This window comes from Halanaerobium praevalens DSM 2228, from assembly GCF_000165465.1.
Taxonomy (GTDB): Bacteria; Bacillota; Halanaerobiia; order Halanaerobiales; family Halanaerobiaceae; genus Halanaerobium; species Halanaerobium praevalens.
The window spans coordinates 1,194,746-1,208,612 of the sequence record NC_017455.1; the positions used below are offsets into that span (position 1 = coordinate 1,194,746).

Below are 13,867 nucleotides of genomic sequence, written 5' to 3' on the forward strand. Positions count from 1 at the left end.
AAAAGACACTGACTCAATTTGTTTAAACTTTGAGTAGTGTCTTTTTCTAATCATAATACTATTTTTATTGGCCTCTTTAAAATAAATATTTAAGCTTAAATTATTTTAGCTAATTTTTCTACAAGCTCATCAATTTCATTTTTAGTAATTGTTAAAGCTGGTAAAAGGCGAATAACTTTAGTTTGAACAATATTAAGTAGTAGACCTTCTGCTTGAGCTTTATCTCTTAAATTAGGAATTTCTTTTTTAAGTTCTATACCTTTCATTAAGCCTAAACCTCTAATTTCTTTAATCTGAGTAGAATCTAATTCCTCTAATTTTTGAGCAAAATATTTCCCTTTTTCTAAGATAGCAGGCTGCATTTTTTTAAGCTTTTCTAAAACCACCCGAGACCCACTTAAAGCAAGAGGATTCGGAGCAAAGGTTGAACCATGATCACCTGGTTTTAAAACCTCTGTCATTTCTCCTTTCATAATAACTCCACCTAAAGGCAGTCCACCACCTAAGGCTTTAGCAACAGTAATTAAATCTGGTTTTAAGTTATAATGTTCATAAGCATATTTTTTAGCTGTTCTATAAAGACCTGCCTGAATTTCATCAGCTACTAAAATTAAGTTATTTGCTTGAATCTGTTTTTTAAGTTCTGCTGCAAATTCTGGACTAGCAGGTTGAACTCCACCTGAACCTTGAATTGGTTCAAAAAAGACTGCTTTTAAATCTGGATTATTGCTAATAACTTTTTTTAGGCTTTGCAGATTATTAAATTCAGCTTCTACAATATTAGGCAATAAAGGTTTAAATTGATCTTTAAGTTTAGGAAAACCATTTACCGAAAGAGCACCTAAAGTCCTACCATGAAAAGAATTATTAAAAAATAGAATTTTAGCTTGACCAATTTTCTTTTTAATAATTTTTAAAGCTAAATCAGTTGCTTCAGTTCCTGAATTAACAAAAAAGGCTTTATCACCTGGATCAGTTATTAATTCAGCTACTTTTTCAGTATCTTCATCTAAAAAAAAGTTAGATGTATGTGCATATCTATTTAATTTATTAGTAATTGCATTTATTACATCTAAATTACTATGGCCCAGGGCCAGCGCCCCAATCCCTGCAAAAGTATCAAAATACCTATTACCCTGTTGATCATAAATATAAACACCTTGAGCTTTATCAATTTTAAAATCATAATTATCATAAAGTTTTAAATAACGCATCTATTAACATCCTTTATTAATTTTTTATTTAAAGTTGACGCAAACTTGCCATTAGTTCAGTTTTTTGTTTAGTACTATCATCAACATCTTTAATTTTTTTGGCAGGAGAACCAGCATAAACACTGCCTGCAGGTACATCATCAATCACAATTGACCCAGCAGCAATAACAGAGCCCTGGCCAATATGTACTCCCTCTAAGACAACACAATTAGCACCAATTAAGACATTATCTTCTACTATTACTGGCTCAGCACTAGGTGGCTCAATAACTCCAGCTAAAACAGTCCCTGCTCCAATATGACAATTAGCACCTACTGTTGCTCTTCCACCAAGTACTGTGTTCATATCAATCATTGTTTCTGCTCCAATTTTTGCTCCAATATTGATTACAGCACCCATCATTAGGACACAGCCGTCTCCAATTTCAACCTGATCTCTAATCTGCACTCCAGGTTCAATGCGGCAGTTGTACTGACTATAATCTGCTAAAGGTATAGCTGAGTTTAGTCTATCCATTTCAATTCTAGATTGTTTTATTTTAGTTCCCAATTTTTCTCTAATAGTTTTTAATTCTTTTTGCTCACAAAAAACAACCCCGGAATTATCATCACCATAATATTCATAGTTAGCTAAATCACTTTTTAGTTCTTTTCCTTGTAGATAAAATTTAACAGGTGTTTTTTTAGTAGCTTCAGAAATATAATCAATTAAATCATAAGAATTCATTTTTTGACCTCCGATTATTTATTTTAAGACTAGATAGTCCATTTATTTTAAAATTTGACTGAATTTATAGAAACCTGGCTCCATGTTTATAATTTTTTGAGCACTAATTAAAACTCCTTTGCTAAAAGCTTCTCGCGAATAAGCTCTATGTTTTAGAGTTAAAAGTTCACCAGTGCTTGCAAAATCAATTTCGTGTTCTCCAAATTCAGATCCAAGTCTTTTAGAATGCATTTCTGGATTTTGATCTAAAAGCTCACTCAGCATAATTGCTGTTCCAGAAGGTTTGTCTTTTTTAAAACGATGGTGAGTCTCAGAAATTTCTATATCCCAATCTTGATCAAGATAATTATTTACTTTTTGGATTAGCTCAGACAGGATATTAATTCCAATAGAAAAATTAAAGCTCTGAATTACAGCTACTTCTGCTGCTAATTCTTTTAACTTAGCAAAATCTGCTGCTTCTAAACCAGTTGTACCAATGATTAAAGGTACCTCTTTAGCTTTAACTATTGCCACAGTTTCTGCAAAAGCTTCCTTTAAAGAAAAATCAATTATTAATTCTGGTTTTTCTATTTCTTTTGTAGTCTTTTCGTCTTTTTTATAGACTAGCTGATGTCCAGCTTCAGCAAATAATTCTTCTATTGCCTGGCCCATTCGACCAGAATAACCTATAATACCATATTTCATAAAATATCAAGCTCCTTCATTTCAGTTAAAATTAAATTTTGATCTGCTTTACTTAAATTAACTAAAGGACGGCGCAAATTATTATTAGCAAGTCCCAGCTGCTGCATAGCAAACTTAATTGGAATTGGATTAACATCTATAAAAATTAAGCGCATCAACTTTAGATATTTATAATGTAATTTTCTAGCTGCTACATAATCCTCAGCCAAAATAAGAGAGCTTATCTCTTTCATTACCCCAGGTAATAAATTTGAAAAAACAGAAATAACTCCATCTCCTCCAGCCATCATTAAAGGTAATACTTGGTCATCATTACCAGAAAATATAGCTTGTTGAGAATCTGTAATTTCAATTAAATTTAAAATTTGACTAATATCACCACTAGCTTCTTTTAAAGCAACAATATTAGCTTCAGCTGCTGCCATTTTCTTAAAAGTTTCTGGTTCAATATTTACTCCAGTTCGCGAAGGAACATTATAAGCTATAATTGGTAATTTAGTTCTTTGAGCAATATAAGTATAATGATCAATTAAACCTCTTTGGTTTGTTTTATTATAGTAAGGTGTTACAATTAAAAGTCCATCTGCTCCATTTTTTTCAGCTAGTTGATTTAATTTAACAACTTTTGTAGTCTTATTAGTTCCAGTTCCTACAATTACTGGTATTTTACCAGCAGCTTTTTGAACAGCCATTTTAGTTAATTTTTCTCTTTCCTGAAGTTCAATTGTTGGTGATTCACCAGTAGTACCTAAGACAATTAAAGCATCAATTTCATTTTCTAATTGCTGCTCTAAAAGATTTTCAAAGATCTGATAATCAATTTCCCCATTATCTTTAAATGGAGTAATTAAAGCAGTACCTACACCTTTAAACATTTTAAATGCCTCCTATTTATAATATTTATCTAAGTATTGAAACTTTTTTAGCTTCAGCCAATTTTTAATTTTACACTTAAAATTATTTTATCATAGTTTCTTAAAAAATAAAAGTTGATATGTTAAAATAAGCCTTTTTTAAAATAAAAAATATCCATGTATACAAGAAAACATCCATCTATTTGATTGATTTAAGAAGCTTGTTATATTAAGATTAGTCTATAACTAGTTGATAATAAAATTTGGGGAGTGAAGAGTTTGCATAATTATATTGAAAAAGTTTTAACAAAATTAAAAAAGAGAAATCCTGGAGAAGTTGAATTTCATCAAGCTGTAGAAGAGGTTTTAGAATCATTAGAACCTGTTTTAGAAAGTGATTCAAGCTATGAAGAAAATAGTATTTTAGAAAGAATAATTGAACCTGAAAGACAGATAATTTTTAGAGTACCTTGGGTAAATGATGCAGGTGAAACTAAAGTTAATCGTGGTTTTCGAATTGAATTTAATTCTGCTTTAGGCCCTTATAAAGGTGGTTTACGTTTCCATCCTTCTGTTTATACTGGGATTGTTAAATTTTTAGGTTTTGAACAAATTTTTAAAAATGCTTTAACTGGTAGACCAATTGGTGGAGCTAAAGGTGGTAGTGATTTTGATCCTAAGGGTAAATCTGATCAAGAAATTATGCGTTTTTGCCAGAGCTTTATGACTGAATTAGCACGTCATATTGGTGATAAAACAGATGTTCCGGCTGGTGATATTGGTGTTGGCGGCAGAGAAATAGGTTATCTTTTCGGTCAATATAAAAGAATCAAAAATAGATATGAAGCTGGAGTTTTAACTGGTAAAGGCTTAAGTTGGGGTGGTAGCTTAGCTAGAACAGAAGCAACAGGCTATGGTTTAGTTTATATTTTAGCTGAAATGTTTAAAGATAAACAAATTACTCTAGAAGGTAAAGAAGTTATAGTATCTGGTTCAGGTAATGTTGCAATTTATGCTAATGAAAAAATTAGTGAACTAGGAGCTAAAGTAGTAGCAATGAGCGATTCTTCTGGTTATATTTATGATCAAAATGGAATTGATCTTGACTTAATTAAAGAAATTAAAGAAGTTAAAAGAGGAAGAATTAAGGAATATCTAGAAAAATATCCAGAAGCAGAGTATTATAATCAATGTCATGATATTTGGACTGTTGACTGTGATCTTGCTCTTCCCTGTGCTACTCAAAATGAAATAAATTTAGAAGCAGTTAAAAAATTAATTGAAAATGATGTAATCGCAATTGCAGAAGGTGCAAATATGCCTTTAACTCCAGCTGCAATTGAACTTGTACAAGCAAATAACATTTTATATATCCCTGGTAAAGCAGCTAACGCTGGTGGAGTTGCAACTTCTGCTTTAGAGATGACTCAAAATGCTATGTTTGCTGAATGGAGCTTTGAAGAAGTCGATCAAAAATTAAAACAAATTATGATTAATATTTATCAAGAAGCAAGTACTACTGCAGCTAAATATGGTAAAAAAGGTGATTTAGTAGCAGGAGCTAATATAGCAGCTTTTCTTAAAGTAGCAAATGCTATGTTAGACCAAGGAGTAGTTTAATTCAGACTTAAATTAAGCTTAAATATAGAAAATCCCCACTTAAATTTTTATTAAGTGGGGATTTTTATTTATATTTTTTTATTTATAATTAAATTTTAGTTTTAAGCTAAATTTTTAATCTCTACCAAAAATTCTATCTAATACCATCGCTATAATTACTACTCCTAAACCAGCTTCAAAACCTAAACCAATATTAACTGTATTTAAAGATCTTAATACAGGTTTACCTAGGCCTCCAACTCCAATCATAGCTGCTATAACAACCATAGATAAAGAAAGCATTATACATTGATTAATCCCCATCATAATTGAGGGCATTGCACCTGGTAGTTCAATTTTAAATAAAATTTGCCACCACTTAGCTCCAAAAGCATGACCTGCTTCTTTTAATTCTTCATCAACTTGTTGAATTCCCAAATAAGTTAGTCTAATTGGAGGTGCAATTGCAAAAACTACTGTTGCAATTACTCCAGAAACATTTCCTAAACCAAAAAACATTAAAGCAGGAATTAAATAAACAAAAGGTGGAATGGTCTGCATAAAATCTAAAATTGGTCTTGTAATTAAATCTAAAGTTTTATTATGAGCCTTAATTATTCCAACTGGAATCCCAACTATTAAAGCAATAAAAACTGAAGTCATAATTGAAGCTAAAGTTACAATCAAGGGATCCCACATTTGTAGATTTAAAACTAAACCTAAGCCTAAACCAGCAAATAAGGCCATTCTTTTACCCTTAAGCTTCCAGGCTATTAAAGCAAATATTGCAATTAAAACTAAAGGGTGTGGAAACTCCAAAATTGCTTCTACTCCACTCACAATACCACCTATAAAATCAGAAAAACTATTTAGTGGTCCTTGAAAATTATTTATTAAAAAATTAACTAAATTTTCTACCCAGTTCCCTAGAGGGATTTTAGTAGTTAATAAATTTATTATATTGTTAATAATCATCACCATCCTTATTAAATTATTACTGGTGGCACCATAAATTGATGCCACCAGCCTTTATTTTATTTGGTATTAATTAATATTAAATTGATACTATATTTTACTTTAGTTTAGTTATTATTTATTTTATTAGAAATAGCTTTTCTTGCCATTTGACCATCAGTTGTTTTTACTCCAAATACCCATTGATTAACAATATCTAAATTATTCGCAATCCATTCTTCAGCAACTTCTTCTGGATCGCGTCCTTTATTTTGATACTCATCAATCCATTTATTTTGAATTGGAGCTGGAACTGCAAACTGCTCTAAAAACTTATAGAAATTAGGATTTTCAGCCTGATATCCATTTCTAGCTACAGTATGAACACTATCATTTTCTCCCCAAATACCTTCAGGATCTTTTAAATATTTTAAGTCAAAAAGAACATTCATATAATGTGGCTTCCAACCATTAAAAGCAATCCATTCTTCATTTCTATATGCTCTTTTAACTGAAGAAAGCATACCAGCAGTACTACTTTCTCTTAAAGTCCAATCTTCTAAATTATAGGTATTATTTTTAATTGCTTCTTGAATAATTAAATTACCATCATTTCCTGGCTCAATCCCATAAATTTCTTGATCAAATTTATCAGCATGTTCATTTAAGTCAGCTAGAGAACGAACACCAGCTTCCCAAACATACTTCGGCACAGCAGTTCTATAAACAACATCTTCTAAATTAACTCTAACATTGTGTACAGCACCTTTTTCTTGATATTTATCAAAATGCATTTTCATTGTTGGTAACCAATTACCTAAAAATACATCTAAATCTTTTGTTTCTAAACTCTTAAAAATTATTGCCTGAGAAGCAGCAGTCATTTTAGTTTCATAACCTAAATAATCAGCTATTTTTGCTGCAACATGAGTTTTAATAGTTACTCCAGGCCACTGCACATAACCAAAGTTAATAGTATCATCAGCTGCATTAACTTGTGGCACGATGGTAAAAACTCCAAAAGCTAACAGAACAATTAGTAGACTCGAAATTAATTTTATTTTTTTCATTGATATCCCTCCAAGTTATTTTTATTTAACTAAAAAATTATATATCTTCTGAAGCTAAATTAGCCACTACATTAGTTTTTACAATTACTCCTCTTAACTTCTTTTGCTCATCTAAAACTGGTAAAGGAGTATTAATATCAGCAATTTTAGCAAAGAGATCATTTACACTCTCTTCTGGCTTTGCTGTAGGTGAACTTTGGATAATTGAATCCAAATTCTTTTCTTTTTTATTAATTGATTCTACAACATCTTCAATTGTTACAATACCTCTATATTTTTGACCTTCTCCTAAAACAAAGATACTGCCTAATTCATTTCTTCTCATCTTGTGTAAAGCAGTTCTTAAACCATCTTGTTTATATAAAACTGCGCGTGGATTATCCATAATATCCTCTGCATTTAAAACACGAGAACGATTAACATCTTGGACAAATTCAGCCACATAATCATTTTCAGCATTTGTTAAAATTTCTTCATGGTTTCCAATTTGAACAATTTCTCCATCTTTCATAATTGCGATTCTATCACCTAATTTTAAGGCTTCATCTAAATCATGAGTTATAAAGACTATTGTTTTATCAAGATGTTCATATAAATCTAGTAATTTATCCTGCATATCTTTTTTAATCAGTGGATCAAGAGCACTAAAAGGCTCATCCATTAATAAAATATCAGTATCAACTGCTAAAGCTCTTGCTAAGCCAACACGCTGCTGCATACCTCCACTTAATTGATCAGGTTTTTGATCTTCATAACCTTCCAGTCCCACCTGACTTAAGGCAGTTAAAGCTTTTTCTCTGCGAGTTTTTTTATCAGCACCCTGAATTTCTAGACCAAATTCAGCATTTTCTAAAATAGTTCGGTACGGAAAAAGAGCAAAATTTTGAAAAACCATCCCAAATTTTTCTTTTCTTACTTCTCTTAGTTCTTCTTTACTTAAATCTACAATATCTTGGCCATCAACTTTAACTGAACCAGCAGTTGGATCTACTAATCTATTTAAACAGCGAAGTAAAGTAGATTTTCCACTACCGGAAAGACCCATAATGACAAAAATTTCCCCTTCTTTAACTTCAAAACTAGCATTATTAATTCCAACAGTTGCCCCTGTTTTTTCTAAAATATCTTCTTTAGACATTCCATCTTTAAGCATTTCTATTTCTTTTTGACCATTTCCGTTGAAAACCTTATATAGATTTTTGGCTTCTATTTTCAATATTTTCACCTCTTTATTTTATTTTATTTAAAAATTAAATCACATTAAAAAAGGCTTAGAAACTGTTCCTTAGAACAAATCCTAAACCTTATCTAGATTCACATAATTATAATATATTTTTATCAGCTTTAAATACAAACTGATAACTAGTTGAAATTAAGCCAAGTCAGATCTTAACTTCTATTTTAGAATAACAAAAGAAAACTACCCTGTCAAACCACAGCAATAATTATAAATTATCATTATATTTTTAATTTACAGTCATCTTTTTGATTATTTTTGGTGCTTAAAGATTTGACTTTTTTTAAAAATTAGGATATACTTAAAAAGCTGACTAAAAAATTAGTGTTTAATAACTTAATAGATAATATAGCAACTAAGCCCTGACTATATAAATTTAGTCGGGGCTTTTTACGTATAGGTATAAAATTGACAACCGGCTGCAGTATTATTTGTTAAGAAAATGTGTGGTCGGTAGATTCAATTTGTTGAATTGAATAATATAATTAAAAAAGGAAGTGGAAGTTAATTTGCAAAAGATTAAATTTAATGAATTAAACGTCTCCGATGAAATTTTAAAAGCAGTTGAAGAAATGGGTTTTGAAGAAACAACTCCTATTCAGACAAATGCTATTCCAGCAGTGCTTAATGGTCAAGATATTGTAGGACAAGCTCAAACAGGTACAGGTAAAACAGCCGCTTTTGGGATCCCTCTTTTAGAAGAAATGGATTCTGAAAATAAAAATCCACAGGCTATTATACTTTGCCCCACAAGAGAACTTGCCATTCAGGTTTCTGAGGAATTAAAAAGATTGGCTAAATATAAAAGAAGAATTTATACTCTCCCAGTTTATGGAGGTCAATCAATTGGTAGACAAATAAAAGCTTTAAAAAAGGGTGTTCAAATCGTAATTGGTACACCTGGTAGAGTAATGGATCATATTCGTCGTAAAACTTTAAAACTTGATAATATAAATTATTTTGTACTTGATGAAGCAGATGTAATGCTTGATATGGGTTTTATTGATGATATAGAAACTGTGCTAAGAGATATTCCTGATGATAGACAAACTCTCTTCTTCTCAGCTACTATTCCTAAATCAATTAAAAGGTTAAGTAAAAAGTATCAGAAAAACTCAAAGTTTTTAAGAGTAGCGCATGAAAATCTTACTGTTCCTTCTATTGATCAGTATTACTATGAAATTAGAAGAAATGATAAGTTAAAAGCTTTAACTAGAATTATGGACTTAAGTAATCCCGAATTAGCCATTGTTTTTTGTAATACTAGAAAAATGGTTGATGAATTGAATATTAAACTTCAAGCTCGTGGCTATCTTTCTGATGCTATCCATGGTGGTTTAAATCAAAACCAACGTGATCGCGTGATGAAGAAATTCAGATCAGGAATCATCGAAGTCTTAGTAGCTACTGATGTGGCAGCTAGAGGTATTGATGTTGATGATGTTGAAGCAGTATTTAACTATGATCTACCGCAGGATACTGACTATTATGTACACAGAATCGGTCGTACAGGTAGAGCTGGCAAAAGTGGTGAAGCTCATAACTTTGTAGTTGGAAAAGATATCTATAAATTAAGAGATATTCAAAAATATACTAAATCCAAAATAAAAAGAGCTCAAATCCCTAGTCAAGATGATATTCAGGCAGCTAAATTTGAACAATTTAGTCAAGAATTAAGTGCTTATATGGATTCTGCTGATTTAGGTAAATATATTGATCTAATTGAAGAACTAATTGATGAGCAGTATTCTGCTATAGAAATTGCTGCTGCTTTAATGAAAAAATCTGTAGATAAAAAAGAGGAAGCACAAGAACCAGAAAATTCTGGTCAAAACTTTGGTGATACTGGAGCAGAGCCTGGAATGGTAAGATTATTTATTAATATTGGTAAAAAAGATAGAGTATCTCCTCGCCACATTGTAGGAGCTATTGCTGGTGAAACAGGAATGCCTGGTGGCTTAATTGGAGCAATTGATATTTATGACAACTTTACCTTTGTTGAAGTTCCTAGAGAAAAAGGTCATGAAGTACTACAAATCATGAAAGATAATTATATTAAAGGAACTAAAATCAATATTGAAGCAGCTAGATCTAAATAAAAAATAATTAAATCTTAAAAATGCCTGGAGCTAATTCCAGGCATTTTTTTATTTACTGATATTTATTAAGTTTTAAAATTTTATAATAAAGCCTTTCAGCTTCTTTTCCCATCTCAGCTATAGAATAGTCTTCTGCTACTTTTCGAGCTGCTTTCGAATTTTCTTCATATTTTCCATGTTCCTGCAGCAACTCTTCTATTTTAGCACTCCACTTTTCTAGATCTTCTTCTGTCTTATAACCATTTTTACCATTTTCAATTACATCATCTATTCCACTTGATTTAACAGCAACAACTGGATTATAGCCAGCCATAGCCTCTAATAAAACCATGCCTTGAGTTTCAGTTGTTGAAGCAAAAACAAATAAGTCAGCTGCTAAATAATAAAGTGGTATTTCTCGAAAATCAACTGCTCCAATTAATTCAATTTGCTTTTCTAAATTATTTTTTTTAATCATTTTTTCCAAATTATCTTTTTCAGAGCCAGTACCAATTATAATTAACTTAAACTTAAACTCTGTTTTTTCTTTTAATTTTTTAATTCCATTAACTAAAAAATATAAGTTTTTTTCTTTAGACAATCTAGAAACAGAAATTAAAAGTCGATCAGCTTCACCAATTAATTTTTCTCTTAAGCTTTTAATTTCAGCTTGGTCACGCTCATAATAATCAAAATCTATTCCTGTCGGTAAAACTTTTATATATCTACTAACTCCAATATTTCTTAAATATTCTTTAGTAGATTTAGTAGGAGTAAAGACTGCATCAGTATTATTAGCAAAATTTTCGATTAAAAAATGTGATAAACGATTAGCAAAAAATTTACGCAGAAATAGAATATCAGGTACATAATGAGCATATTTTTCTAAACGAGTATGATAAGTAAAAGCAATTGGTAATTGAAATTTATCTGCTAATTTACGCCCTTTATTGCCTAACCAAAAAGGATGATGAGCATGAACTAAATCAAAATCAAAAGCTGCAAAATCTTTTTTTATTTGGGTTGAAAAAATATTTGTTACAGGAAACTCTAAACCAGATTCTTGATAGTGATATAATGATTTACAACGAATAATATTTTCTTCTTCTTGACTTTTTTCCTTATATTCAGGTGCAAAAATTTTAACTTCATGCCCTCTTTTTCTTAAAGCTTTAGCTAGTCTTTTAATTGAGATAGGAACTCCACCGATAACTGGAAAATAATTATTTGTAAACATTGCTATCTTTAACTTTTTAGCTTCAAATTCATTTTCAGCATAAGCAAAATCTCGATAATAATCAACCTCTTTGTTTATTTCACGGTGTAAAATATAAAAAACAGTTAAAGCAATAAATAAAACTAACAAAATATTAATATAGTTGGCATAGAAAAAAGATTGTAAAGCTACCCAAAGGCTAACAACAAGTTTTGACAAAGAACTTGGATTAGTTTCTAAACGCTTCATTGTAAGTTCTATTCCTTGTGGTGAAACATTAACAACTAAATAATGATAAAAGCTTTTATCATTATCAAATATCAATTCCCCTCCTGCTCCACCACTAATTGTATAGTGTACACCATTTATAGACTCTTGGTGATAAAGACTAAGATTAGAAGAAAATACTTGATCAACATTAAATTTTGAAAATATATTTTGATAAAATTCCCTAGTTTTTTTAGAATTAATATACTTAGTCTTATTATCTAGTAGATAATCTGGATTTAACTTGATGGGAGCTTTATTCATAATTACAATTTTTTTCTGATACCCCTTTGCCATTTCTAATTGATTATGCAGCCATTTTTTCTGCCAATTTAAATTTGTATTAGCAGTTGTATCTAGAAAAATAAAATAGGAATCACCTAATTCGAAGGCAAAGTAAAAAGGACCAAAATATTTATAAAAGTTTTGATTACCACCATCATCAAACTCTTTTTCTCCAATTGCAGTTAAAAAAGGTAAATTTAATTTTGCTAAAGTTCTATAAAAAACTCGATATTTACTTTCATCACCATCTCTAAGATTATTACCTGTAGAAACTATAAAATCAACTTGACTTTTAGTTATTTGAGGTAAAATCTGATTATCAAAAATAGAAATTGAATTTTCTATATTCCCAACTACAGCAAAACTATATTCTTCTTTTTTAAGATTTGCTTGTAACTTCTCTACATTTTTAATATTAACTGCCTTAAAATCTTGAATTGTATAGGGAGCATAAATTTTATAACTAATTATAATTAAAATAATAATGACTAAAATTGATAAATATAATTTACTTCTATTTCTCACCTTCTACTCCCCCTTTAATAATTAAATAAAAAAAGACAAAAATACCTATAAAAATACCTATATATTTACTTAAAAATCTCCAATAAAATAAAAGTGGAAACAAATCTTTTTTGGCTATTAAACCTGCAAAAAGTAGTGAATACCCTCCTTCAGCAATTCCAGCAGCCCCAGGAGTAGGAGCAAAATACATTATAAAAACAACTAAAATTTGAAGAGCTAGTATTTTTGAAAAAGCAATTTGATAACCTAAACCTTTAATTATGAGATAAGAAAATGAAAACTCTGCTAATAAAAATACTGTTGTAAAGAAAAAAGATAAAAAAACAAAAATCTTTTTACCCTGAATAAAAAAAACTAGATCATTTGAAAAAAGCTCTAAATGTTTAAAAATATATCTGATTATTTTTCTAAACCTTTTTTTAGTTAAAAGATGTTTATTTTTTAAAAAATAAAAGAATTTATAAGCCATTTTCATAATCAATCTAACTCTAAAAATTATTAAATAGAAAATTAAAAGATAAAGAGCCAGAAAAATTCCTAAATAAATAAAAACATAATTACCTGGTAATAAGTTAAGCATTGATTGGTGAGTTAAAACAATAAATGGTACACTCAAAAAAAGCATTGTAGCAGATAATAAGGTTCTAATTAAGACTGCAGCAGAAGATTTGCCAAGTTCTACTCCTTTTTTCTGTAAAAAATAAACCTGAGCAAAACCGCCTCCAGTTGCAAGTGGAGTGATATTTGAAATAAAAATATTAATAAATACTAATTGATAAATATTCCAAAATGAAATGTCTGCTTTTAAAGTTTTTAAAACAAAATATAGTCTAAGAGCATCTAAAATAAAATATAAAAAAACTAATAGCAAAAGTGAAACTAAAATATTTTTGGAAAATGAAAAAATAATATCTAGGTTATTACCTTCAGCAAAAAATTTATTAAGATAATACATTGAAACAGCAGAAATTAAAACAAAAATTCCAAAGTAAAGCAGTGAACTTTTTAAATTAAAATATTTATCAATAAATGAGTTATTATCTTCTTGCTTAATCAAAATTAAATTCTCCTTTACTAGAAATAATTCTAATAATTGACTAAATCTATTTATTAGCTTAAAAGCTTTAAACAAATAAAAATCCCCAATAAATATA

The 13,867-nt window shown here is 29.6% G+C and carries 11 protein-coding genes; 2 read left to right on the forward strand and 9 right to left on the reverse strand.

The features are described from left to right. Nucleotides 1–95 precede the first annotated feature (95 nt). The 4 genes from HPRAE_RS05590 to dapA are packed head-to-tail and all read right to left on the reverse strand — an operon-like array spanning nt 96 to nt 3,503. Nucleotides 96–1,214: an aspartate aminotransferase family protein gene (locus tag HPRAE_RS05590; RefSeq protein WP_014553259.1), complete on the reverse strand. Its 1,119-nt coding sequence runs from the start codon at nt 1,212–1,214 to the stop codon at nt 96–98. Between the two features lie 28 nt (nt 1,215–1,242). Further along, nucleotides 1,243–1,941 (reverse strand): 2,3,4,5-tetrahydropyridine-2,6-dicarboxylate N-acetyltransferase, encoded by a 699-nt coding sequence (dapD, locus tag HPRAE_RS05595; RefSeq protein WP_014553260.1) that lies wholly within the window; start codon nt 1,939–1,941, stop codon nt 1,243–1,245. Nucleotides 1,942–1,983: 42 nt separating this feature from the next. After that, nucleotides 1,984–2,628 carry a 4-hydroxy-tetrahydrodipicolinate reductase gene (locus tag HPRAE_RS05600; RefSeq protein WP_014553261.1) on the reverse strand — a complete coding sequence of 215 codons (645 nt, stop codon included), beginning with the start codon at nt 2,626–2,628 and terminating at the stop codon, nt 1,984–1,986. Then, a complete protein-coding gene (dapA, locus tag HPRAE_RS05605; RefSeq protein ID WP_014553262.1) occupies nt 2,625–3,503 on the reverse strand; it encodes a 4-hydroxy-tetrahydrodipicolinate synthase in 879 nt (292 codons plus the stop codon). Before dapA ends, HPRAE_RS05600 begins: the two co-directional genes overlap by 4 nt. A 258-nt stretch (nt 3,504–3,761) precedes the next feature. Here dapA and gdhA point away from each other — a divergent pair, with 258 nt between their 5' ends. After that, entirely contained in the window at nt 3,762–5,102 is a 1,341-nt protein-coding gene (gdhA, locus tag HPRAE_RS05610) for an NADP-specific glutamate dehydrogenase (protein WP_014553263.1), read from the forward strand. Between the two features lie 114 nt (nt 5,103–5,216). Here gdhA and HPRAE_RS05615 read toward each other — a convergent pair whose 3' ends face one another. From HPRAE_RS05615 to HPRAE_RS05625, 3 genes are all read right to left on the reverse strand, one after another. Continuing rightward, nucleotides 5,217–6,056 carry an ABC transporter permease gene (locus HPRAE_RS05615; protein ID WP_014553264.1) on the reverse strand — a complete coding sequence of 280 codons (840 nt, stop codon included), beginning with the start codon at nt 6,054–6,056 and terminating at the stop codon, nt 5,217–5,219. A gap of 107 nt (nt 6,057–6,163) precedes the next feature. Further along, entirely contained in the window at nt 6,164–7,105 is a 942-nt protein-coding gene (locus tag HPRAE_RS05620; protein WP_014553265.1) for an ABC transporter substrate-binding protein, read from the reverse strand. 37 nt (nt 7,106–7,142) lie between these two features. Beyond that, nucleotides 7,143–8,324, reverse strand: a complete 1,182-nt coding sequence (locus tag HPRAE_RS05625; protein WP_041607241.1) for a quaternary amine ABC transporter ATP-binding protein — start codon at nt 8,322–8,324, stop codon at nt 7,143–7,145. Nucleotides 8,325–8,851: 527 nt separating this feature from the next. On the opposite strand from HPRAE_RS05625, the gene HPRAE_RS05630 reads away from it, so the two are divergent. Next, entirely contained in the window at nt 8,852–10,441 is a 1,590-nt protein-coding gene (locus tag HPRAE_RS05630) for a DEAD/DEAH box helicase (protein ID WP_014553267.1), read from the forward strand. A gap of 52 nt (nt 10,442–10,493) precedes the next feature. Here the strand turns inward: HPRAE_RS05630 and HPRAE_RS05635 are convergent, their stop codons facing one another. Together HPRAE_RS05635 and HPRAE_RS05640 are read right to left on the reverse strand one after the other, a co-directional pair. Further along, entirely contained in the window at nt 10,494–12,713 is a 2,220-nt protein-coding gene (locus HPRAE_RS05635) for a glycosyltransferase (protein ID WP_014553268.1), read from the reverse strand. Next, nucleotides 12,703–13,770: a lysylphosphatidylglycerol synthase transmembrane domain-containing protein gene (locus tag HPRAE_RS05640; protein WP_014553269.1), complete on the reverse strand. Its 1,068-nt coding sequence runs from the start codon at nt 13,768–13,770 to the stop codon at nt 12,703–12,705. The genes HPRAE_RS05635 and HPRAE_RS05640 overlap by 11 nt, the downstream gene beginning before the upstream one ends. Nucleotides 13,771–13,867 lie beyond the last annotated feature (97 nt).